Annotated in this window: 18 protein-coding genes and 3 tRNA genes; 6 read left to right on the top strand and 15 right to left on the bottom strand. The window is 49.2% G+C overall.

Features of this window, described 5'->3' with window-relative positions; genetic code table 11:
* Window positions 1-653 precede the first annotated feature (653 nt).
* Genes COV46_03120 through COV46_03105 form a run of 4 tightly spaced genes read left to right on the top strand, consistent with a single transcriptional unit; the run spans window position 654 to window position 4,969 of the window.
* The gene (locus COV46_03120; protein PIR17713.1) at window positions 654-1,604 is read left to right on the top strand and encodes a hypothetical protein; all 951 of its coding nucleotides are present in this window, start codon (window positions 654-656) and stop codon (window positions 1,602-1,604) included.
* Window positions 1,601-2,611: a hypothetical protein gene (locus COV46_03115; protein PIR17712.1), complete on the top strand. Its 1,011-nt coding sequence runs from the start codon at window positions 1,601-1,603 to the stop codon at window positions 2,609-2,611. Before COV46_03120 ends, COV46_03115 begins: the two co-directional genes overlap by 4 nt.
* Window positions 2,608-3,492, top strand: a complete 885-nt coding sequence (gene pdxA, locus COV46_03110; GenBank protein ID PIR17711.1) for a 4-hydroxythreonine-4-phosphate dehydrogenase PdxA — start codon at window positions 2,608-2,610, stop codon at window positions 3,490-3,492. Before COV46_03115 ends, pdxA begins: the two co-directional genes overlap by 4 nt.
* A 22-nt stretch (window positions 3,493-3,514) precedes the next feature.
* A complete protein-coding gene (locus COV46_03105; GenBank protein ID PIR17710.1) occupies window positions 3,515-4,969 on the top strand; it encodes a hypothetical protein in 1,455 nt (484 codons plus the stop codon).
* On the opposite strand, the gene COV46_03100 is transcribed toward COV46_03105, so the two are convergent.
* The 13 genes from COV46_03100 to COV46_03040 all read right to left on the bottom strand — a co-directional run bounded on the left by COV46_03100 (window position 4,956) and on the right by COV46_03040 (window position 19,065).
* Window positions 4,956-8,378, bottom strand: a complete 3,423-nt coding sequence (locus tag COV46_03100; GenBank protein PIR17709.1) for a hypothetical protein — start codon at window positions 8,376-8,378, stop codon at window positions 4,956-4,958. The genes COV46_03105 and COV46_03100 overlap by 14 nt on opposite strands.
* A gap of 139 nt (window positions 8,379-8,517) precedes the next feature.
* On the bottom strand, window positions 8,518-9,777 hold the full coding sequence (locus COV46_03095; protein ID PIR17708.1) for a hypothetical protein: 1,260 nt from the start codon (window positions 9,775-9,777) through the stop codon (window positions 8,518-8,520).
* 151 nt (window positions 9,778-9,928) lie between these two features.
* Window positions 9,929-10,005 (bottom strand) — tRNA-Asp (locus COV46_03090).
* Between the two features lie 159 nt (window positions 10,006-10,164).
* A tRNA-Val gene (locus COV46_03085) sits at window positions 10,165-10,236 on the bottom strand.
* 133 nt (window positions 10,237-10,369) lie between these two features.
* Entirely contained in the window at window positions 10,370-12,778 is a 2,409-nt protein-coding gene (locus COV46_03080) for an endopeptidase La (protein PIR17715.1), read from the bottom strand.
* Window positions 12,779-12,892: 114 nt separating this feature from the next.
* Window positions 12,893-14,188 carry an ATP-dependent Clp protease ATP-binding subunit ClpX gene (locus COV46_03075; GenBank protein ID PIR17707.1) on the bottom strand — a complete coding sequence of 432 codons (1,296 nt, stop codon included), beginning with the start codon at window positions 14,186-14,188 and terminating at the stop codon, window positions 12,893-12,895.
* Window positions 14,185-14,841, bottom strand: a complete 657-nt coding sequence (gene clpP, locus COV46_03070) for an ATP-dependent Clp endopeptidase, proteolytic subunit ClpP (GenBank protein ID PIR17706.1) — start codon at window positions 14,839-14,841, stop codon at window positions 14,185-14,187. The genes COV46_03075 and clpP overlap by 4 nt, the downstream gene beginning before the upstream one ends.
* Window positions 14,774-16,075: a trigger factor gene (gene tig, locus COV46_03065; protein PIR17705.1), complete on the bottom strand. Its 1,302-nt coding sequence runs from the start codon at window positions 16,073-16,075 to the stop codon at window positions 14,774-14,776. The genes clpP and tig overlap by 68 nt, the downstream gene beginning before the upstream one ends.
* An 89-nt stretch (window positions 16,076-16,164) precedes the next feature.
* Complete coding sequence (locus tag COV46_03060; GenBank protein ID PIR17704.1) at window positions 16,165-16,629, bottom strand: hypothetical protein; 465 nt, start codon at window positions 16,627-16,629, stop codon at window positions 16,165-16,167.
* A gap of 352 nt (window positions 16,630-16,981) precedes the next feature.
* Window positions 16,982-17,731, bottom strand: coding sequence for a hypothetical protein (locus COV46_03055; protein PIR17703.1), 750 nt, complete (start codon window positions 17,729-17,731; stop codon window positions 16,982-16,984).
* Window positions 17,732-17,869: 138 nt separating this feature from the next.
* Window positions 17,870-17,951 (bottom strand) — tRNA-Leu (locus COV46_03050).
* 77 nt (window positions 17,952-18,028) lie between these two features.
* Entirely contained in the window at window positions 18,029-18,697 is a 669-nt protein-coding gene (locus tag COV46_03045) for a hypothetical protein (protein ID PIR17702.1), read from the bottom strand.
* Entirely contained in the window at window positions 18,664-19,065 is a 402-nt protein-coding gene (locus COV46_03040) for a hypothetical protein (protein ID PIR17701.1), read from the bottom strand. Before COV46_03040 ends, COV46_03045 begins: the two co-directional genes overlap by 34 nt.
* Before the next feature lie 163 nt (window positions 19,066-19,228).
* Between COV46_03040 and COV46_03035 the strand changes: the two genes are divergently transcribed.
* Both COV46_03035 and COV46_03030 read left to right on the top strand, forming a co-directional pair.
* On the top strand, window positions 19,229-20,353 hold the full coding sequence (locus tag COV46_03035; protein PIR17700.1) for a decarboxylase: 1,125 nt from the start codon (window positions 19,229-19,231) through the stop codon (window positions 20,351-20,353).
* Window positions 20,354-20,500: 147 nt separating this feature from the next.
* Complete coding sequence (locus COV46_03030; protein ID PIR17714.1) at window positions 20,501-21,613, top strand: deoxyhypusine synthase; 1,113 nt, start codon at window positions 20,501-20,503, stop codon at window positions 21,611-21,613.
* Between the two features lie 207 nt (window positions 21,614-21,820).
* On the opposite strand, the gene COV46_03025 is transcribed toward COV46_03030, so the two are convergent.
* The gene (locus COV46_03025) at window positions 21,821-22,012 is read right to left on the bottom strand and encodes a hypothetical protein (GenBank protein PIR17699.1); all 192 of its coding nucleotides are present in this window, start codon (window positions 22,010-22,012) and stop codon (window positions 21,821-21,823) included.
* Window positions 22,013-22,014: 2 nt separating this feature from the next.
* Window positions 22,015-22,250: hypothetical protein (locus COV46_03020; GenBank protein PIR17698.1), on the bottom strand; the 236-nt coding region annotated here is incomplete at its 5' end.

Here is a 22,250-nt window from a genome sequence, read left to right as displayed (position 1 = left end):
AGCGTTCAAATGGAGACGACGGGACTTGACCAGCCGCCCCGGCAGTCGTTGCGGATGGCGGGATATCAAGCGCTCTACTGAACGAACTTTTGCCGCCGGGCAAGTAACTTTCCCTGCCGCCCATGCCTCCCCGCAGATCTATCGGCTCACGACCTCTAGAAAGATCACATGGCAGAGCATCAACGCTCACCGTTACCGGCAGTAATGTTCTTGGACCAGCCATTTAAACTTATCCCTCGCTTGTAATCATTATCGACAGTCCCGCAAAAAAGTTGCTAAATAAAGCCTCCCACAATCCGACACCGTTAAAAAAGCATAAGGATTTCTGCTAGTTTTGGCCTATTTTTTTCAAAAAACCTGATTTTTTAGGCCGCTTTTCGATCAACGCCATCGTGTTTGCGTTGCCACAGGCCTTTACGTCCGCCGTGACCGCTCAGAAGAAAGAAGACAGGTCAATTTTATCTGCTTAAAATAAAAGACCCGCTCAGGGCTCTTCCCAAGCGGGTCTTTGTATTTCAGAAACCCACAAGACGAAACCTACAAGACGGACTCAAAAGCGACGGGAATGCCACACTTTTGAATATGCCCGTGTAGTAACATATAAATCTTAAAAAGCTTGAAAATTGGGGCTTTAGGGACTACAAGGCCCATCCATGCGCAGGCTTCTACTAATCGCCATAGCCCTATGCCTTGCCGCAAGCTCCTGTAAGGCTTCAAATAACGGCCAGACCGTGGCAAAGGTGAACGGCGAGACCATTTCAGCAAACCGCCTTGCCCTTGCGCTCAAGTTCGAACTCTCAAAGTACGACCCGAAGGTGGCCGACGACACAAAGCGAGTTGATGCGCTCAAAAAGTCCCTTTTAGATGAGATGATAAAGAAAAGGGTCCTTGTTAAGGCGGCCGAAAGAAGCGGTGTCGCGCTAACCGACAGCGAACTTTCCGAGTTCTACACGTACTATAAGAGCCGCTACACCGAGGGGACGTTCCAGAAAATGCTCGAGTTCAAAGGGATAAATTACGATGAATGGAAGGCAGAAAAAAAGCGTGAAGCAATTATAGAAAAGTTCCTCGAGAAAGAGCTGGTCTCAAAGATAGATGTTACAGACACCGAAATAAAGAAATATTACAAACAGCATATGAAGGATTTTAGCAAAGGCGACGAGGTGCGTGCAAGACAGATACTCGTTGCGTACCCAAAGCTCGCCTCCGAACTCCGCGAAAAAGCGTCGAGCGGAGAAAACTTTGCCTCCCTTGCGCAGGAATATTCCATGGCCCCGGAAGGAAAACGCGGCGGAGACCTTGGCTGGTTCTCCCGCGGCATCATGCCAAAGGCCTTCGATGAGGCATGTTTCCCCCTTCCGGCAGGCGAGATAAGTCCGGTTGTAAAGACCGAGTTCGGCTACCACATCTTCAAGGTAATGGAGAGGCGCGGAAGCCATTCAGTCAAGCTTGAGGATGTGAAGGATAAGATCGTCGCAAGGATAAAACAGCAGAAAATGGAAGTGATGTTCGATAAATGGTACGACGAACTTGAAATAGATGCCGACATACATATCAACGAAGATGTTCTAAAGAACGTCACCGCTCCAAAGGAGATAAAATGAGGAAGCTTGTCAAAATAACGTCATTGCGAGCCCCAAAGGGGCGAAACAATCTGGTGGTCTGGATCGCTTCGTCGCTAACGCTCCTCGCAATGACTTTTGCGCCCTCGGCCTTCGCCGAAGTAGCGGAAAAGGTCGTGGCGATAGTGGGCTCCGAGATCATAACGCTTTACGATCTCGATGCCGCAATGGCTTCTCATTTGAACGAGATCAACAAGTCGGTCAACAAGGAGCTGAAGTATAAAGACGTAAGGGCCCGGGTGTTGGAAAAAATGATCGATAACCTCCTGATGAATCAGGCAATGGAAAGTTCTAATATTGCGATAACGAACGATGACATCGCGCGGTATATCAAGAACATATTGGCGCAGAACCACATGAGCATTGAAGCGCTCAAGGCCGAGATTGCCGCAAAGGGGATATCTTACGAAACCTACAAGGAACAAATGAGGGCGAACATCAAAAGAATGCGCTTTATCAATCAAGATATAGGCTCCCGCGTAAAGATATCTGATCAGGATCTCAGGGACTATTATGAAAAACATCTGACCGAATTCGGTAGCAACAAATCGGCGCACATCGCGCAGATCGTTCTTCCTTTTGAACCGAACACCACCAAAGAAGAGGCCCTTCAGATGAAGGCCCGGGCAACGGAGATAGTCAAACAGGCGCGTTTGGGGACGTCATTTGCGGCCCTTTCAAAACAATATTCAAAAGGACCCAATTCGGAGAACGGAGGGGACTTAGGAATAGTCGATCCGGGAAGGCTCCTTCCGGAGATAGCCAAAGCCCTTGAGCAGATGAAGCCGGGCCAGATAAGCGATCCTATAATATCGCCGGCCGGCGTTCACGTAATAGACCTTATCGACAGGGCACAGGCTACCAAGGATGACTTTGAAAAGATGAAAGAGAAGATATATGAAAAGATGTATGATCAAAGGGTGAACGACGAGATCAATGCATACGTCACCGAACTCAAGAAAAAGACCTATATCGAAATAAAGGAATGAGACCAAAAGTAGGAATAACCTGCGGTTGCCCATGCGGCATAGGCCCTGAAATAGTCGCCAAGGCCATTTTAGAGTCATGCGTACGTGACATCTGCGAACCCGTTGTTTTCGGAAACGCTGACAACCGATCGCCGGTAGCCGATCACCGTACCTGCGGTCACATTTCCATGCAAGCGGTCGATGACGCCGTCCGCGCCGTCATGGCAGGAGAAGTCAGCGCAATAGTCACCGCGCCTATCAACAAGGCCCACTGGAAAGCTGCCGGATCTCCATTTCCCGGTCACACAGAATATCTTGCAAGCGTAACCGGTTCGGGAAAAGTCGCCATGATGATGATGTCGCCCATGCTGAAAGTGACGCTCGTCACAACGCATCTGTCTATATCTGACGTGCCCAGGAACATATCACTAGAAAAAATTTGCGACGCTACGCGCCTGACCGCAGATTTTCTGGGTTCATCTCTACGCACAGCGTGTAACAAGCCGCGCATCGCAGTCTGCGCTCTCAACCCCCACTCAGGCGACTCGGGAACATTCGGAAGCGAGGAAGAAAAAATCATCGCCCCAGCTATTAACGTGCTACGAAGCGAAGGCCTGGATGTCATCGGCCCCTGCCCTGCCGACACGGTATTTCACCAGGCGGCCGAAGGAAAATTTGACGCTGTAATAGCAATGTATCACGATCAGGGCCTTGCGCCCATTAAAACCCTTGCTTTTAAAGATACTGTGAATGTAACCTTGGGGCTCCCCTTTGTCCGCACGAGTCCGGACCACGGAACGGCGAAGGATATAGCCGGCAAGGGGATCGCGGATCATTATAATATGGTGAAGGCAATAGAGATGGCGGTAGAATTAATACGCAGTCGGAGGTCGGAGGTCTGAAGTCCGATCTTTCCAACCTCTGATGTCAGACGTCTGTCATCTAAATGAACAGAAAAGGAGCAACAACATGTCCTCAATAAAGTTCGGAACCGACGGCTGGCGCGCTGTTATCGGCGAGGATTTTATACCGGAAAATATCGGCCATGTCATACAGGCCTTTGCCGATATCTATCCGGAGGTCCAGGATTCCGGAAGACCCATTTTTATAGGTTACGACCGCCGCGCGCAGTCAAAAGAATCTGCCGAGCTGATAGCCCGGATACTTATTGGCAACAATATCAAAACCGTTCTCTCCGAACAGTTCTGCCCCACCCCTTGCGTGTCGTGGCATGTTAAAACGGACCGAGGCACCGCAGGTATCATGGTGACCGCGAGCCATAATCCGGCAGAGTGGAACGGAATAAAGTTCAAAGAAAGCTACGGCGGCGCCGCGTCTCCCGAATACACGGGCCCGATCGAGGCGCAGATCGAAAAGAACGCCAAGTATAACAAGAAACCCATAATAGGCGAACCAAAGGGCGCGCTGTTCTCAACGTTCAACCCGCACGGGGCCTACATCAAGAGCTTAAAAGGCTGGGGAAACCTACAACTTATCCGCGATTCAAAGTTCAAGATACTGGCCGAACCGATGTACGGCTCTGGCACCGATTTCTTCCCGGAGTTCTTCGATGATGCGGTCACACAGATACACACGGCGGCCGATACAAGTTTTGGAGGCATTCAGCCGGAACCCATAATCCCCAACGTGAACGAGGCGATAGATATCATGAAGACCGGCAAGTACGACATCTGCCTCATTACAGACGGCGATGCCGACCGGATCGGAGCCATCGATGAAAAAGGCAACTACGTCACTTCCCATTTCATCTTTTCGCTCCTTTTAAAACACATCGTCGATTCCAGAAAGTGGAAGGGAAAGGTGATCAAGTCGATAACCACGACCCAGATGATAAACCGTCTGTGCAAGATCTACGAACTTCCTTTAATGACCACTCCCGTAGGGTTCAAATATATAAGCCCGGCTCTCAACGACGCCAACGTCCTCATGGGCGGAGAGGAATCCGGCGGGATCGGCATACCGCGCCACGTCTGCGAACGCGACGGCCTGCTCTGCGGGCTTCTGCTCACGGAAATGATGGCGATGCGCGAACGCCGTTTGAGCGAGCTTGTGGGGGAACTCCAGCGTGAGGTCGGCCCGACCGCTTACAAAAGAATAGACATGCATCTAAACAAGGAGACGATAGACAAGGCACGTGCGAATATCAAGGAAAGGGCCGCTGGTATCAAGGATCTGTGCGGCATGAAGGTTAAGACCCTCGACATGATAGACGGCTACCACTTTCTTCGTGAGGACGATTCATGGTTGCTTATCCGCCCCTCCGGCACCGAACCATTGCTTCGCACCTACTCCGAGGCAAAGACCATAGAAGAGGTCGAAGACATCCTTACCGAGGCCAAGAAGATCATTGGGGTTTAAACTCAAGATAGCGAACATCTGGCGGTTCGGCTTCGGGATATCCGGTAAACGTAGGGTCCCCAAAGAGAAACTCATGGAAGCCTTGGAGATCGGTCGTGAATAGGTACGTGTCTTTTCCTTCTGCATTCGTAAATGAATACATCAGCCGCGCAAAAAGATGATTACGCTCGCCGACAAGTACGCTTTCGTATCTGTCGTTAAAGGCGTCTACCCGAACCATCACATCATCCATCGAATTCAATTCAAGGGTACCGTCGGACATTAATGCGCCACGCTTGGAGATGGCTATCATGTCGCGCACCATCTCAAAAATCACTGTAAGTGGTTGTGCCGTTTCTCTGAGCCCATTCTCTTTCGCTACCCACACCCCACGGCTGTCCGACCACCACGGATATGTCTCGCCGTATCGCTCTGCATATTCCACAGCGTTCGCACTCAAGCCGGCAGCCCTTGCAAGACCATCTCCCATATCACTAAGCCGGAGAAGAGGAAAATTACCCCCTTGTTGCGCCTCATCCACCCATTTGTTTCTGAGCCCTGAAATATCTCGCATCGCATTGCCCATTTCCATATCAAGAGAGCGCATACCCTGCTTAAGGACCGCCCTCTCAATGGGAGCGCACGGAACATGCATATTCTTTGCTCCAAAGACGATGATGGCAAGCTGCGCTGCAACCGTTGCCAGTTGTTCCAGTCCCTTTTCTTTCTCACCGTCCGGAACGGCATCATCAAGGTTGATAAGGCCAAGGAACAGGTCTGAATTATATAGCGTCGCCACAACGGAAGAAAAATTGTTGAACTGATACAATAGACCGTAACCGGAACCGAAATGATCGAGCGCCGCCTGCACCGGAACGACCTCTTCTGCCGCAAAAGCGGCTTCCACATTGATATCGGCCGGCTTAGTAGTTCTTCCGACCATCACCGCCTCCTCAAGGTCTCTGCCGATTATCTTGTTACCCAGCGTCGCGTTGAACCCCATTACCCTTCCGAGGAGAAATCCTGCCCCTTCCAGCATGCCGAATATCGCGAACGACTGCGCTATTCTTTTAGGGCTGTATATCTCCTGCGGCCCGGTTATTCCCGCCAGCATGGATGACGAAGCAACGTGAAATCCTACCGCCGAAGAGCCGAGTTCGGACAAGTATCCGGTGACCGGCACCGATATCCTGCCGAACGCAGACCTTCCGGCCGTGTTCCAAACGAGCTGCATCCCGTCATATGTCCGCCATCCGTAATTGAGCTCCGCGGCAACCGTCAGTGAACGCACATACCCGGCGGCGGCTATGCCGGCAAGGGCCGAAGCGGCTCCCAGCACGAATATCGCCGCTTTGTTAGAAAATTCGTCATCATCTATTCTGTGAAAGGTGCTCTTAAGGCCGCCATCCAACCTTGCGGCGAACGGTGCAAGCTGCCAGGGTAAACGCGGAATTTTAAGGTCCGCTTCGGAGAGGAACATGTCAGCTGCCAGATTAGCCTGCGGAAGATTTTTGCCAAACCCCAGAGGAAGGTCTTTTGTCACTATGCCTTTGAGCCAATTCGCATAATCGACCTTCCATATCGCAGTGATCGTTTGAGCTATCGTACCGAGGTTGGTATAAGAATTGCCTTCCAGCTCCGCCAGCTGGCCCATCATCTCGTCCCATTGTTCGACATCTCTCACTTCCCTTAACCTGCGTGGAAGCTCCGTAAACGATATATTTAAAGGAACTTCGCTATCACCGGGCTTCACCTTGTCGCGCCAATATCTCTCGGCCTCTTTAAATCTCCTGGCTCCGTCATTTTTGATAAGGCTGGCCTTATTTTCCCTTGCCCATTCGGACGCACAGGCACACTCACCGTCCTTTACCTTTTGCGAGCCGATCCTTCGGGCCTCATCAGCCCAGCTTATGGAATGTTTGATAATATAAGAGTTCCTTTTTTCTGTATAATCCGCCCGAGCTTTGGAAAGCGTCACTGCGACACTGTTAAAATCTTCAGCCGTCCATTCTTTGGGATCAAGCGGCAACGAAGTTCCGCGCCTTTTCGCGATCCAGCTGTGAACGTCTGCGGCGTTAAAAGCTCTGAACTTATCGTATATCGAAACGCCAAAATGATAGGACATTTTATCGTCTGCCGCGACGATAAAGGCCTCGGCACGCAACCTGAAAAACCTCTCGGCCATGGTAAGGGCAATCTCTTCGTTGTTAAGGGCAATCTTATCCCTCTCGATACCTATGCTGTCATTTACGGTCTCAATTGCATATTCGACACCGTCTATTTCTTCCCGGATACTTGCGACCTGTTGCTCTACCGAAAATAGTTGCGCCATTCCCCATTCCGGGTTCGCCGATTCGGGAAATTGCAGCGAAAAACGTAGCGCATCGATCTGTCTAAGTTTGTCTTTTTTCGCTTTTTCAAGTCTACGCAACCCCCCGGAAAGTTCTTCTATCTTTTTTTCAGCTTCCAAATTTGTGCGCACTACATAAGTATTTCTCTCATACAATTGGTTGATGTAGAGGTTCGGTGCGGCTATGCCGTTAAGGGCGCTTAACGCCATGGACGCCTCGTCAAGCGACAGATCTTCCGGTCCAAGCTCCCTGTCCGTCGATGTAAGCGCCTGCAAGGCCTTTTTTAGAGCCGCCTTGTGCCCCGGCTCTATCTCCCTGCACAACCGTGGGAATAATTCAGCCTCTTTGACGCTGGCATCAGGGTATCTTTTGGAATTAAAAGGCCCCTCGCCAAGGGCTTTAAGGATATCGGCCAGATATTCTCTGTCAGTATATTTTTGTATGGGCGTTCCGTTAAAATAGAACGTATCTTCGATAAGTACGTCTAACCGTACTTTAATTTGCACGTTTAATTGGTACCATACCAGATGTTTCATCACATAAAGGCCATATGCGGCCTCGAGATACTCATATTCTTCGTAACTGCGAACATCGGCAAGAGACCCGATATTATCTCTGCCGTCGGTCGCAAGAACGTTTTTTGCCCTGTTTAACGTATTTCTATAATAGTGTAATTCGGGTAACACCGATACGGCTCTTTCAACTGAACGGATCTCATCCGACATCTCCGCAGGATTAGGCACCCTGAATTCAGGAAATTCTTTGATGGGCGGCATTTCCGGAAGAACCATGTGGCCGACGATGTCCATCAAGAGCTGAGGGACATTGGCCTGCCCGGCAGATGAGAATTGAAACCGTTCAAATAAGCCAAACCGCCCGAAGTCGCCCTTTTCGTCCCGAGGAATCTCAATCCTGTCAATTATTTCAGGGGTATAGACAAAATCTCGTACCGAAGTGTCGACCGAATGGCTTTCTGCATAGATATCCCCCTCAGACGATGATGGACCGCTATAATCAACGCCAAAACCGGCAGGAAACTCTCCAGAGTAACTAGTTGATATGTTTGTCTTTTTAACCATTTTCGGACTCGTTAGGGGCGTATCTGCCCAATTAGAGACCCCCCTCTTCTATTATTATCGGAGATTTTAGGTAAAAGTTGCGTGTTTATTTTAGGTGGTTTTTTGAGATCGCTAACCTTATGAAATGGAACGCCTTGCTTTATTTCTTTTCTTCAACCGGTAGCCATAAAAGTAGCGCTATGGACGGGATCGATGCCATGAAACTTATCGTAAAGAGCCAGACGTAACCTATCTGTTCGACCAATGCTCCGCCAAGGCTCCCTATTACCGTTGCGCCAAGGCTCATTACCGCAGTCCCCACAGCGTAATGCGCCGCCTTGAACTCCCTGTTGCAAAGGCTCATCAAGTAGATGGTGAGAGCGGCGTTCCCGAGCCCTGCGGCAATGTTCTCGTATGAATGAACGAAAGCGATGAGAGCAAGCCCGTTGAAGGTGTTGGCCTGCGGCCTTATGACCGCCAGAAAGACGTAAGCCAGAATATTGATGTTCATGAATATGGTGATGGGCCAGATGGCCTTCTTAAGCCCCTGCTTTGCTATCCACCATGCGCCCAACATCGCCCCGCCTATCACCGAAAAAGAGCCGACCATTCCGGATATCAGCGAAAGCTGGGTCTTTGTCACCAAAAGCTCGCGCATAAGGAACGGGGTGTTCATCGAAAAGAGGATCTCATCACCGAGCTTATAACAGATTATAAAAAAGAGTATGAGAACAATCCGGTCCCTTTTAAAATAAGAGGCGAACGATCTTTTAAAATTATCCATCGCCTCTTTAACAGTAGAACGCGGACCCTCTCTCTTTGCCTCGAATTTGGGGAGCAGAAATTTGTGCAGGATGAGAAAGGCCAGAAGGGTCGCGGCCCCTGCTCCAAAGGACCAGAACCAGTTAACAAGCCCGGCAATGGCAACAAGGACGCTTCTTGCATAGATAACGGCAAATCTATAAGTTAGGACGCGGAGCCCCGAATAGGCCGCCTGTTCCTTCGGGTCCGAAAGACCTTCAAGGTAGTAGGCATCAATAGCTACGTCGTTCGTCGCCGCCACAAAACCAAGCGCAACAAAAATGAACGCGATCAGTTGCAAGATGGAAATGGATGACGGATCGTCTTTGCTGACGAACCCGGCCAGAACGGCAATTGCGAAGGTAAGGACGATCAGCACCGCCTGGATCTTAAGGAACCATCCGCGCTTTGTGCCGAAGATATCAAGGAACGGCGCCCACAAGAACTTAAGGTTCCACGGGATCCCTAAAAGGTTCAAAAGACCAAGAAGCGCCTCTCTCACGCCCATGTCGGTGAAGAAGACGAACGACATGAACTTGACTATCATGTAGGGAAGGCCTTCTATGAAATATGTGGAACCGACCCAGAGACTGGTGCGGAAGGTTTTTCGTGTTGACATATGCACCCGTTTCTAACAGAACCGCTCCCTCGCAAGCTAATTAATTTCGCTTATTTTACGAGCCTGTTAAAGAAGCCGGCAACATCCTTTCCAACGAGATGATGATCGTGATGACACATGATTTTTGACAATTTCAAAAAACAGAGGCGAACGGCGGGGACGACGGGGCTCGAACCCGCAGCCTTCGCCGTGACAGGGCGACGATCCAACCAATTGATCTACGTCCCCGCCGTTCGTCCGGCTCTCAAAACACTTGTTGTCAAAAATAATGTCATGTCGGCACTTCACCGTAACCTAGGCGACGCTTCAACATCGGCCAGAGGCAGATCCGCCTCCGGCGGACATTGATTCTCACGTCCCTAAATTTTTTTTACTCGGCAAAAACTGTGGGCGATGCAGGGTTCGAACCTGCGACATCTGCCGTGTAAGGACAGCGCTCTTCCGCTGAGCTAATCGCCCTATTTAAAATGGGGGGAACGACCGGCTCGGAAGACCTCACCGTTTCCCCCCAAACCCCTCTCGCTCGCGCGGAATAAATCCGACGCTCGCTCGCATCGCCAGGGGCAGCCCTTATATAAAGAACAACACTTTGTCAATGCTGAACTAATTCCGGCGTCTTCGGCTTGGCGGCCTTTTTTGCGGCCATAGCGGCAGTGGTCACCGATTCCGGAACTTTCTTAAATATCTTTTTTGGGTCACTTTCCGCTAGGGCGTGCGGCAGAACCTCGTCCATATTGGAGACAAGTACTATCTCCAAGTCCTTTAAGATGTTCTTAGGTATCTCTTTAAGGTCCTTTTCGTTCTCCTTGGGCATTATTATCTTCTTTATTTTACCTCTGTGAGCGGCAAGGAGCTTCTCTTTTAGGCCGCCTATCGGAAGCACATGCCCTCTTAGAGTTATCTCACCGGTCATTGCCACATCTTTTCTAACGGGCATCTTTAACAGGGCTGATGCAATAGTAGTTGCCATTGTTATGCCGGCGGATGGACCGTCCTTTGGAATAGCGCCTTCTGGTAAATGCACATGGATATCAAGCTTCTGATAGAAATTTTTATCAAGCCCAAGAGCTTCCGCTCTTGTCCTTATGAACGAGAAAGCGGCCTGAGCCGATTCCTGCATGACATCTCCCAGCTTGCCGGTCAGAATAAGTTTTCCTTTGCCGGGCATTGTCGTCACCTCGCACGTCAGAAGCTCACCGCCGTACTCGGTCCATGCGAGACCCGTGGTCATACCTATTTCATCCTTCTCTTCGACAAGACCGAAACGGTACTTTTCAACACCTAAGTACTGTTGAACTTTTCTGGGCGTCACGTTCATTTTCTTAAAGTGCTCTTTATCCTTTGCCACCTCGCGCGCCACCTTTCTGCAGACGGAGGCAATTTCGCGTTCTAAATTTCTTACCCCCGACTCTTTCGTATAATGCCTTATCATCGCCTTAAGCGCGCTGTCGGTGAACTTTATGTTCTCCTGCGTAAGGCCGTTCGCCTCGCGTTGCTTCTTTATGAGATAGCGCTTCGCTATCTCCATCTTTTCAAGTTCGGTGTAGCCGGGTATCCTTATTATCTCCATACGGTCCTGAAGCGGGAGAGGTATGGCCGGGAGCGTGTTGGCCGTAGTTATGAACATTACGTTCGAGAGATCGTAGTCGAGATCAAGATAATGATCGTTAAATGTGGAGTTCTGTTCCGGATCAAGGACCTCAAGGAGCGCGCTCGCGGGATCTCCCCTGAAATCGGCGCTCATCTTGTCTATTTCGTCCAGCAGGAAGACCGGGTTATTGGAACCGGCTTTTTTAAGCGACTGGACCACTTTACCTGGAAGAGCGCCTATGTACGTACGCCTGTGGCCCCTTATCTCGGCCTCATCGCGAACGCCGCCAAGTGAACAGCGCACGAACTTGCGGCCCATCGCCCTTGCGATCGACTTTCCCAAGGAGGTCTTTCCGACGCCCGGGGGGCCAACGAAACAAAGGATGGGCCCCTTCATTTTTTCCATTAAACTTCTTACCGCTAGATATTCAACGATACGCTGTTTGGGCTGTTCTAGGCCGTAATGATCCTCGTCCAGCACCCTCTCGGCCTCTTTAATATCTAATTTATCTTGAGTTACGTCGTACCATGGCAATGACAATATCCAGTCTATGTAGTTCCTGACAACCGCTGCTTCGGCAGACATGGGCGACATCATCTTGAGCTTCTTCATCTCCGCTTTGATCTTGGTCGTGGCCTCGGCCGACATCTTCTTGTTCTTTACCTTCTCCTCCAGCTCCTGGATCTCGCTCTTGAACTCGTCGCGCTCGCCAAGCTCCTTCTGGATGGCCTGCATCTGCTCGTTGAGATAATATTCGCGCTGCGTCTTTTCCATCTGCTTCTTGACGCGCGTACGAATGCGGCGCTCTACCTGAAGTATCTCTATCTCCGCCTGTATCATGCCGTAGAGCTTTTCAAGACGCTGTGCCGGGGAGGCTATCTCAAGGATCACCTGTTTATCGGGGAGCTTCAGCATTAAATGGGCGACTATCGTGTCCGCAAGCCTGCTGGCGTCGTCTATCTGGGCGACGGAGGCGAGCATTTCGGGCGGTATCCTTTTGTTGAGCTTGACATAGTTCTCGAAGGCGGACTTCACTCCTCGCATGAGGGCTTCTGCCTCTACATTCTCATCGGGAGATTCAGGAAGGGCCTCGACCTCCACCAGGAAGAAGTTATCGTTCGGGACATATTGCTTCACTTCGGCGCGGCGTTTGCCTTCTACAAGGACCTTAACCGTTCCGTCGGGAAGCCTTAAAAGCTGGATGATGGATGCGAGGGTCCCGATCTTGTAGATATCGTCGGGTTTCGGATCGTTGGTCTTTGGATTGACCTGTGCAACGAGCAGAATATCCTTTTCTTTGTTCACCGCTTCATCGAGCGCGGCGATGGACTTTTCGCGCCCTACGAACAGAGGCACGACCATGTGTGGGAATACAACAATGTCACGCAACGGCAACAACGGAACCAACATCGACTCTTTTTCTGGCATTTTTTCCCCCTCGTTTTAGATATCATAATCCGCTCATCCTGAGCATGTCGAAGGATGAATCATATCCATGGTTCGACAAGCTCACCATGAGCGAGTCTAAGCAACCTCATTCTCCTCTTTCTTCTCCTCTTTCTTTTCTTCTTCTTTCTTAACATTGTGCACAACAACGGGCTTTGCGCCCTTCAATATGAAATCTTCATTTATAAGCACTTCGGATATCGTGCCTTGAGAGGGCACGTCATACATAATGTCGAGCATCAATCCTTCCAAAATGGAACGAAGCCCCCTGGCCCCGCTCTTTCTCTTAATGGCCTCTTTTGCAACCGCTTCCAGGGCCCCGGGCGTAAAATCGAGCTTCGCCTTTTCGAACTCAAAGAGGCGCTGGTACTGCTTCGTGATGGCGTTCTTTGGCTTTGTGAGTATCTCTATGAGAGTCTTCTCGTCGAGCTCATCAAGCGTTGCTATCAAGGGAACGCGGCCGATAAACTCGGGGATAAAGCCGAACTTTAAAAGGTCTTCGGTGTCGACCTGTTTTATGCTTGTCTTGTAATCCTTCTTTTTAGGGTCCTTTATTTCGGCGCCGAAGCCCATCCTCTTCTCACCTGTACGCTGGTCGATTATGTCTTCGAGCCCGACGAACGCCCCGCCGCAGATGAACAATATGTCCGATGTATCGACCGGGATATATTCCTGCTGGGGATGCTTTCTTCCGCCCTTTGGTGGAACCCTTGCGATCGTCCCTTCAAGTATCTTTAGGAGCGCCTGCTGAACGCCTTCGCCCGAGACGTCGCGTGTGATAGAAGGGCCGCCCTGCTTGCGTGCTATCTTGTCGATCTCGTCGATATAAACGATTCCTCTTTCAGCGCGTGCGCGGTCGTAATCCGCCGCTTGAAGGAGAGACAATATGACATTTTCTACATCTTCGCCCACGTAACCGGCCTCGGTAAGCGTGGTCGCATCGACTATTGTGAAAGGGACGTTAAGGATACGGGCGAGCGTCTGGGCGAGTAGGGTCTTCCCCGTGCCAGTCGGGCCAATTAAAAGTATGTTGCTCTTCTGGATCTCGACATCGTTCGTGGCCGATTTATTAGCGATCCGTTTGTAATGATTGTGAACGGCGACCGAAAGGACCTTCTTTGCCCTGTCCTGACCGATGACATATTCGTCGAGTATCTTCTTTATCTCGTTCGGCCGCGGAACGCCGAGGTTGCTCAACCACTGCTGGCTCTGGATATTCTCCTCGGTCAGAATATCATCGCAAAGGCGCACGCACTCATCGCAGATGAAGACCGTGGGTCCTGCGATAAGCTTCTTCACCTCGCGCTGGTTCTTTCCGCAGAACGAGCAGTTAAGATTTGCGGGGTCTATGGTCTGGTGAGGCGTATCTGTCATTTAATGTTCTTTTCCATTATGCCATCGATCAGTCCGTAATCGAGCGCTTCATTGGGCGCCATAAAAAAATCGCGGTCGCTGTCGGTCTGGATCTTTTCAAGCGGTTTTCCAGTGTGCTTTGAAAGTATCTGGTTCAGCTTTTCACGCACGCGAAGTATCTCTTTTGCGTGTATGCTTATGTCGGACGCCTGCCCCTGAACTCCGGCAAGCGGCTGATGTATCATGATTCGGGAATTGGGGAGCGCGAAACGCTTTCCCTTTTTGCCGGCGGTCAAAAGCACCGCACCCATGCTTGACGCCTGCCCCATGCAAAGTGTCGAAACGGCTGGCTTTATATACTGCATGGTATCGTAAATGGCAAGACCTGCCGCCACTTCACCGCCCGGCGAATTTATGTAGAGATGAATATCTTTTGTAGGGTCTTCAGATTCCAGGAATAAGAGCTGGGCAATTACAAGGTTCGCAACCTCGTCGTTTATCCCGGTTCCTATAAAGACTATCCGGTCCTTGAGGAGCCTTGAGTATATATCGTAGGCCCTCTCACCCTTTGCAGTTTGCTCTATAACGATTGGAATTAGGGACATTTTATTGTTTTTTTGCTTTCTTTGTCTCGATTTTAGCCTTTGTGATGACAAAATCAAGGGTTTTATCATTTAAAATTTGGAATTTGAGGCCTCCGAGGAGATTATTCGTCTCATAATACTCTTTTACCTTTTCCAAGGGCTGATTCACGTTGGTTGCGGTCGTTTTTAGCCTCTCCTCTATATCAGATTCTAAGACCTCTATCTTTTCGGCCTTAGCGATGGCATCTAAGATATAGTAACCCTTCACCCTCCCCTCTGCGACCGGCTTATACTGCTCTACAAATTGTTCCACCTTCATGCCGGTCTCTTCGAACTTCTTCCCCTGCGCCTGAAGCTGTCTTACAAATCCGTCGAACATATCCTTCAACTCCTGCACAGCGACCGATTCGGGAACTTCGAACTTATGCTTCTTTACAAGTTCTTCCATTGCACGGTCGGCAAGCTCCTTTTTTTCCTCGTGCTCCACCGCTTCCACCATCCTCTTTTTGATATCGGCCTTCACTTCACTAAGTGTCTTGTAGTTGCCCATATCCTTTGCGAGGTCGTCGTTAAGCTCCGGCACACGTTTGAATTTGAGCTCTTTTATCGTAACATCGAACTGGCCGTGCTTTCCGGCAAGCTCTTTGTTGAAATAATCTTTTGGATAATCAAACTCGACCTTTTTGTTCTCGCCCTTCTTCATTCCCATCATCTCTTTTTCGAATTCGGGTAAAAGCGAGCCGCCGCCGACATCTACCAGAAAATTATCGGCCTTACCTCCTTTAAATTCCTTTCCATCGGCGGTTCCTTTGAAGTCTACAAAGGCAACGTAGCCGTCCCCAAGCGCCGCATCATCCTTTGCCGGCTCTAACTGGGTCATGGATCTTTGGATCGACTCAAGGCGCTTGTCGACATATTCATCTTTTACCTCACGCTCCGTCTTTTCCAGCGTAAGGCCATGATAGTCCTTGAGCTCGACCGTGGGGCTCACTTCGAACTCCAGCGTGTAGGTAAGGGGGGCATCTTTCTGGAACGGACCCACGCTAACAACATTTGGCCTTGAAACAGGCTCCGCCGCCTCCTTCTTCAGAGCATCGGTAAAGGAACCGTCTATTAAAAGTTCCACCGCTTTATTCTCTGCGTCGCGTTTGAAATGGATCTCCAAAAGGTTCCTTGGGATCTTTCCCTCTCGAAAACCGTTCATTTTGGCCTTCTTCTGGACCTTTTGATACGCCTTTTCGAGCGCCTCAACCACACGTTCTGCCGGAAGGTCCACGGTTATCTTCTTTTTGATCGCGTTTACTGTCTCTAATTTGGTCTTCATAAGTCATCTCCGTTATTTATGATTTCTGCCGCACCAGCCTTCTGAACCACAAGTGGCGTATCTATGTCAAAGTTAGGACTTTGTTTCAATCAAAAACTACTAAATCGTTTTGATAAAAATATCCACCCATCTTGTTCATCCGCAAAAAGCAGACTACGAAAGATGGGTGGAGTACTGCACTTAAACCTAACCACGTTCGCTCTTTTTAAGCGCCGCCTATTCGGAAAAACGGTCAAACCAAGAAATGGAACGCCACTTTCAGTTTTAAAAATCCTGCATTTGCCGCTGTGCAATTTAAGTTTAAGTGTTTCAAGATATTTTTCTACCTCTGACTTTACATACCATAAAAACTTTTTGTCGTTATGAAATACAACGAAGTCATCCAGATAACGCAAATAATACCCACACCCTAGACCTTCCTTAATGAAATGATCCAACCCGTTAAGATAAATATTGGCAAAGAACTGGCTTGTAAGATTTCCAATAGGTATGCCTACTGGATGGATGGATGGATGGATGGATGGATGGATGCAATTCGCCTGCCATTGTGTCATGCGATCTCAAAATTTTATCAATCAGCCAAAGAGTATCAGCACATCCGACCTTTCGCTTTATCAAATTCATTAAGACTGAACGGTCTACGCTCGGAAAATATTTCTGAATGTCGCTTTTCAACACATAAACATTTTTCTTTGCAAATTTTTGAAAGCGATCGATAGCGGCATGCGTTCCTTGTAGATAGCGTTCCGACCTTGGGAACTTGGCAACTTGCGGCAGAAGATACAGTAAAAAGTCATACGTTTTTGTAATTATTTGTGGGTTAGAAACGTTCATAAAAAAACCGGCCTCGTTAAAATAAAATTTTAACGAGGCCAAGTGTAAAAGAAAAAAGTTTAAAAGTCTACGTTACCTTGAGGAGTCCTCGGACGACGCACAACGGAAACCGACACTGAGGCGACTGTAATCAGGGTGGTTGTTGTCGCGGTTAGCCGCACGCAGGAAGACCGAGTAGTTGACGCTCCAAGAACCGCCGCGAAGAACTTTCAATGTGCCGTCTTTGGGCCCTGTTGGATCGACAACATGATCTATTGGATAACTACCATACCAATCATTAACCCATTCCCATGTGTTTCCCGCAAGATCGCAAACGGGTTTGCCTCCCCATAAAACGTAATTTCCCATATATGAACAGACGTCTGCCGTATTATTAGAATTGTAACGCGCCTGTCCGGTTGTCGGCTTGCTACCGTCCAACGTTGGATATTCCTGTGTGTGACTTTCGCCTCTTGCTACATATTCCCACTCTGCTTCTGTAGGCAAACGTTTACCGATCGCCTTACAATATTTATTAGCATCATTCCAATTTACTTTCACTGCGGGCTGATTTGGACCATCAAAATCCTTTGGAGACGGCTCTTTGCCGGTAATGCGCGTATAGGCCTCATTTGTAACTCCATGCTGATCGATATAAAATGAGTGAGAGAGTGTAACTTCATGCACATCCTCTGAACCCATCTTGAACGTTCCTGCCGGAATTTTGACCACACCTTCGAGGCTCAATGCGCGAGCCTCAAGTTCTGGCTCCGGCTGGCAAGCTGTCAGTGTGTATCCGACAAGATCTGCAAACCAATTTCCAACATCACAAATTATACCCATAAAAAACTCCTTTGTTAAAATTTAGCCTTTGCGCTTCTTATCGTTATTATCGTCAGGTTGAAAAATAAGTTGCTAAGTTTTTTTGACACCAAAATAATAAATGATAACATGAAGTTACGTTGTTTTTTTTAGATACTGTGGGGCAGAAGGGAGTCGAACCCTTACAGCTTTTGACCATTGCGTTCTAAGCGCAACGCGTATGCCATTCCGCCACTGCCCCTTTTGATCAGCCCCTACATAGCCCTGCGAGAGGCCCATACGTAGCGGATAACGCCCCTTAATTGCAAGGGAAATTCTTTAATATGCAGAGGATTTCAATGAAGCAAGCACCAAGGTCCTCAATTCTCTAAAGAACGTTTTCAGATCGGTAAGAGTAAGTGGTGCAAGCATCCTTGGAAGAACGGTAACGGAATCGGCATCGAGCAATACCTTTGCCCATTGAAAAGGCTCGAGGCCCGCGTCCTTATTTTGCGCCAGTTTTATAAGTTCCAATATGTTGAAGTTAAGATAAGGTTTTAAGAAGTAGAGATCAACATAGTCCTTTGGATCAAGCCTGCCGTATATCGCTAGAACCTTGTTCACGGCGATATTCAACGGACTATCTACCATAAAATCGCCTATCAATTGCGGGGAGCCGGCATGAAAATCAACGTCCCTCACCAGATCAACCTGCAATGAACCTTCGATCCTATAGCGCCTGAAGGTCGGTGAGCTGTTCTCCTTTGCAAATTTTATCCTTGCTGTGCGAAGCGCGTCTTCAAATATCCTGGCCGCAACATCCATATCAGCTGAATGTGTAAAAAGATCGAGGTCATCGGAAAGACGATGTTTAAGGTAAAAAACAGAGAGCGCCGTACCACCGGTGAGATAAAAATGCTGTTTTAACTCTTGAACGGAAAAAAATATGGCCAAAACTTTTTCCTGCAGGTCGGTTAATATCTCCATAAACTTATTGCCTCCTCCCATATCTTCTTTGTCTTTGGCAAAAGCCTTAAAGAAGGAAGGTCCTTCCTTATAATATCAATATCGAGATACTCCCATATCTCGTCCCATTTTCCATGTTCCATTATCTTTGCAACAAGCCAGAGCCTCTTTTTCTGTGGCCCGTGCAGTATTTCGACTATCTCGCCCTGCGTCAGGTCGTATTCCCATAAAAATGACGGAGTGGAAGATTGGAGCGCATTTTCCGAGGCCCCCTGAATAAAGTTCCACATGGCAGCACGAACCAGAGTTGAGAATTCTTTTATGTATGGGTGTTCATAAAGAAATTGGGATATCTTCTTCTGTTCCTGTGATGTTAATCGAATAGTTTTTAAATTATTCTTTAATTTCACATATATAATTGTATTACATAGTATTACATTTGTCAAGATGTCTTAATTTCACCAATATAAATATTCTTGACTAGCGGGGCCAAAAACCCTAAACGTGCGGACTCTGGGGAGACACACTTGATTCTGCATTAAGTGTGTGTCTCCAGATATTGGGGGGATATAAATGAAGAATGGCAAGGTCTCCGAAAAAGAGATCAGGACGCTCGTTAAAAAACACGGCACGCCTCTTGTAGTTATCAGCAAGAAGAAACTTGAAGCTCAAGTGAACAAGTTCAAAAAGCTCCTTCCTCGCGTAACGCCCTACTACGCGGTAAAGGCCAACTCCGATCCCAACATAATAAAGACGTTCGCGAAGATGGGGACCGGTTTCGATGTCGCATCTAGGTACGAAATGGACATGGTCCTTAACTGCGGTGTAAGACCGGAGAGGATAATCTTCGCAAACCCCGTTAAACCGCCCGCATCGATGCGCTATGCCATGCAAAAGGGGATAGACCTGACCGTATTTGACTCCGAGTATGAGCTTTATAAGATCGCCGAACACTCACCCGGCGCCAGGGTGCTTGTAAGGATAAAATCCCCTAACGTGGGCTCTGTTGTGGAGCTCTCGATAAAGTTCGGAGCCGAACCTACCGATGCGATCCCCCTTCTCATAAAGGCGCACAGGCTTGGCCTGAAGCCCACGGGCATCGCGTTCCATGCTGGCAGTCAGTGCACACACGTAGAGAACTATATCGAGGCTTTCGATATGGCATCGATAATCCTTAAGGACGCCCAGTTAAAACAGATCCCTCTTTCTATCGTCGATATCGGCGGCGGAATGCCCATCCAGCACTTTGACGACGATGATGATTACTTCACAAAGTTCGCGCCCACGCTCAACAAGGAGATAGACCGCGTCTTCGATCCAAAGGCCGTGAAGCTCATGGCGGAACCGGGGCGGGCGTTCGCTGGCCCGGCCTCCACCCTTATCTCGCGCGTCATGGGAAAATCGATACGCGAGAATAAACATTGGTACTATATTGACGACGGTATCTACGGAACGCTTTCGGGCATAGTCTATGATTTCTGCAAATACGAATATAAGGTCTTTAAAAAGGGGCCTTCACATATATCGGCGCTCGCCGGCCCCACCTGCGACTCACACGACATAATCGCACGTTCGGTGGACCTTCCCGAGCTCGACATAAACGACATACTTTATGTTAACAATATAGGCGCATATTCAACCGCCAGCGCCACATGGTTCAACGGCATTCCGCCGGCGAAGGTGATATTTGTAAAATAGAACAGCCCGTTCATTCTGAGCCAGTCGAAGGATGAACGTATTCAATAAAAAGTGTCATGGTTCGACATGCTCACCATGAGCGAAAAGAGGTTACACATGAAACGCATGCACAGATTAAGAAAAGACATGACCGAAATACCCGAGTGGATGAAAGAAAAGAAATGCCCGAAAAAGAAGCAATACCTTTCGGGCAAGAGAATACTTCCAAAAGGGATCACCGGAAAAGAATCTCTCACCGAGCTGATGGAGAACTCTTTTAACGCCTACAACGGCGCAAGGCTCAAAGAGGGCTGCAAACTGTTCGTAGAGAAGATGCTAAAAGACGACGTGACCGTCGGCATGAGCCTTGCCGGTGCGCTAACACCTGCGGGGCTCGGCGCCGCCTGCATCGTGCCCCTTATCAACGCTGGCTTTGTTGACTGGATAGTTGCAACGGGGGCCAATCTTTATCACGACCTTCACTTTGCCTTCAACATGCCGCTCCATGTGGGGAGCCATCTTGTTGATGATGCCGACCTCAGAAAGAACGACGTCGTTCGCATCTACGACGTGCTACTCGGCTATACAGATTGCCTCATGGCGACCGACGAGATACTTCGTAACATAATAGAACAGCCCGAGTTCCAAAAAGAAATGGGAACGGCTGAGCTTCACTGGCTCATCGGCAAATATGCCAACGAGTGGGAGAAAAAGAGCGGTCACCACAACATTTCAGTAATGGCCGCGGCCTACAGGGCCAACGTTCCCCTCTACACCAGCTCCCCCGGCGATTCGACGATAGGCATGAACATGGCGGGCGTTGAGCTAAAAGGGAATAAACTGCGCATCAATCCGTCTATCGACGTTAACGAAACAACTTCCTATGTACTAGCCGCAAAACGCGACGGAGGGAAATCGGCCGTGGTACTCATGGGTGGTGGAAGTCCCAAGAACTTTATGCTCCAGACAGAGCCGCAGATACAGGAAGTGTTGCGTATCAAAGAGGTCGGGCAGGATTATTTCTTTCAGGTGACCGACGCAAGGCCTGACACCGGCGGACTTTCGGGCGCCACTCCCCACGAAGCGGTAAGCTGGGGAAAAGTTGATCCCAACAGGCTTCCCGACGCGGTCGTTGCATATTCCGACGTGACGATAGCTCTCCCCATACTCACGCACATAGCCCTTGCAAATCACAAAAAGCGCAAACTAAAAGAGCTCTATTTAAAACGCGATGAATATATGAAGAGGCTGGTCAGAGAATACTTCGCGCATAATAAATGACGCGGGCCTTTTTCTTGGCGCCAAACTCCGCTGTCATCTTAAACTGTGCCAGATTATAGTTAGGAAGAACGAAAAAAGGGGCAGGCTACTTTTTCAGAAAAAAAATAGCCTGCCCCCTTTTGGAGCTCCTTGTACTCTGAAATTCGAACTTGGTTCGTGAATAATCACAGTCGAGCCGAATAATCTATAGAAAATTTGAATCTGACATCAAAACCCGCGCCAACCGCCTTCGCTAAAGCTTCGGCGTGTTGTCACGGGTTTTGCAATGGCGAGTGGCAAAAGCCGCGCCCTCGCCAGAAGCCTGGCGAGGTCACGCCTTTTGGTCCTACGGCTCTCGCCTTCGGGCACTTCCTCGCCGACCCATTCACTTCGTTCATGGGTGCCCCGGCTCGGGCGCATTTTCAACTCAGGCTGGCACAGTTCGCCGGCGGCCAAATTCTCCCCCGTTCCCCGAATTTGGCCGCCGGCTCAAACCATAGCCATGGCGTAGGCTTAAAACCATCCCAATCGCTATAGCCATAGCGAGCCACCATAAGCCCCCATTTGGGTCGCATTTGAGCCGCAAATGGGCCTAGTAAGCGCCTAGCGAACCGCATCTGGCTGGCGGGTTGTTGTTGACGGTTGCGGTGCCGGAATA

Source organism: Deltaproteobacteria bacterium CG11_big_fil_rev_8_21_14_0_20_49_13 (assembly GCA_002796305.1).
Lineage (GTDB): Bacteria > UBA10199 > UBA10199.
This window is presented reverse-complemented; position numbering and strand designations above follow the sequence as displayed.

Bases quoted from the DNA above. Each gene is read 5' to 3' on its own strand.
- COV46_03080 (PIR17715.1), bottom strand. From the start codon at position 12,778: ATGTTGGTTCCGTTGTTGCCGTTGCGTGACATTGTTGTATTCCCACAC.
- COV46_03025 (PIR17699.1), bottom strand. From the start codon at position 22,012: ATGCGCCCGAGCCGGGGCACCCATGAACGAAGTGAATGGGTCGGCGAG.
- pdxA (PIR17711.1), top strand. From the start codon at position 2,608: ATGAGACCAAAAGTAGGAATAACCTGCGGTTGCCCATGCGGCATAGGC.
- COV46_03075 (PIR17707.1), bottom strand. From the start codon at position 14,188: ATGACAGATACGCCTCACCAGACCATAGACCCCGCAAATCTTAACTGC.
- tig (PIR17705.1), bottom strand. From the start codon at position 16,075: ATGAAGACCAAATTAGAGACAGTAAACGCGATCAAAAAGAAGATAACC.
- COV46_03100 (PIR17709.1), bottom strand. From the start codon at position 8,378: ATGGTTAAAAAGACAAACATATCAACTAGTTACTCTGGAGAGTTTCCT.
- COV46_03060 (PIR17704.1), bottom strand. From the start codon at position 16,629: ATGACACAATGGCAGGCGAATTGCATCCATCCATCCATCCATCCATCC.
- COV46_03095 (PIR17708.1), bottom strand. From the start codon at position 9,777: ATGTCAACACGAAAAACCTTCCGCACCAGTCTCTGGGTCGGTTCCACA.
- COV46_03030 (PIR17714.1), top strand. From the start codon at position 20,501: ATGAAAGAAAAGAAATGCCCGAAAAAGAAGCAATACCTTTCGGGCAAG.
- COV46_03035 (PIR17700.1), top strand. From the start codon at position 19,229: ATGAAGAATGGCAAGGTCTCCGAAAAAGAGATCAGGACGCTCGTTAAA.
- COV46_03045 (PIR17702.1), bottom strand. From the start codon at position 18,697: ATGGGAGGAGGCAATAAGTTTATGGAGATATTAACCGACCTGCAGGAA.
- COV46_03120 (PIR17713.1), top strand. From the start codon at position 654: ATGCGCAGGCTTCTACTAATCGCCATAGCCCTATGCCTTGCCGCAAGC.
- COV46_03115 (PIR17712.1), top strand. From the start codon at position 1,601: ATGAGGAAGCTTGTCAAAATAACGTCATTGCGAGCCCCAAAGGGGCGA.
- clpP (PIR17706.1), bottom strand. From the start codon at position 14,841: ATGATAAAACCCTTGATTTTGTCATCACAAAGGCTAAAATCGAGACAA.
- COV46_03105 (PIR17710.1), top strand. From the start codon at position 3,515: ATGTCAGACGTCTGTCATCTAAATGAACAGAAAAGGAGCAACAACATG.
- COV46_03055 (PIR17703.1), bottom strand. From the start codon at position 17,731: ATGGGTATAATTTGTGATGTTGGAAATTGGTTTGCAGATCTTGTCGGA.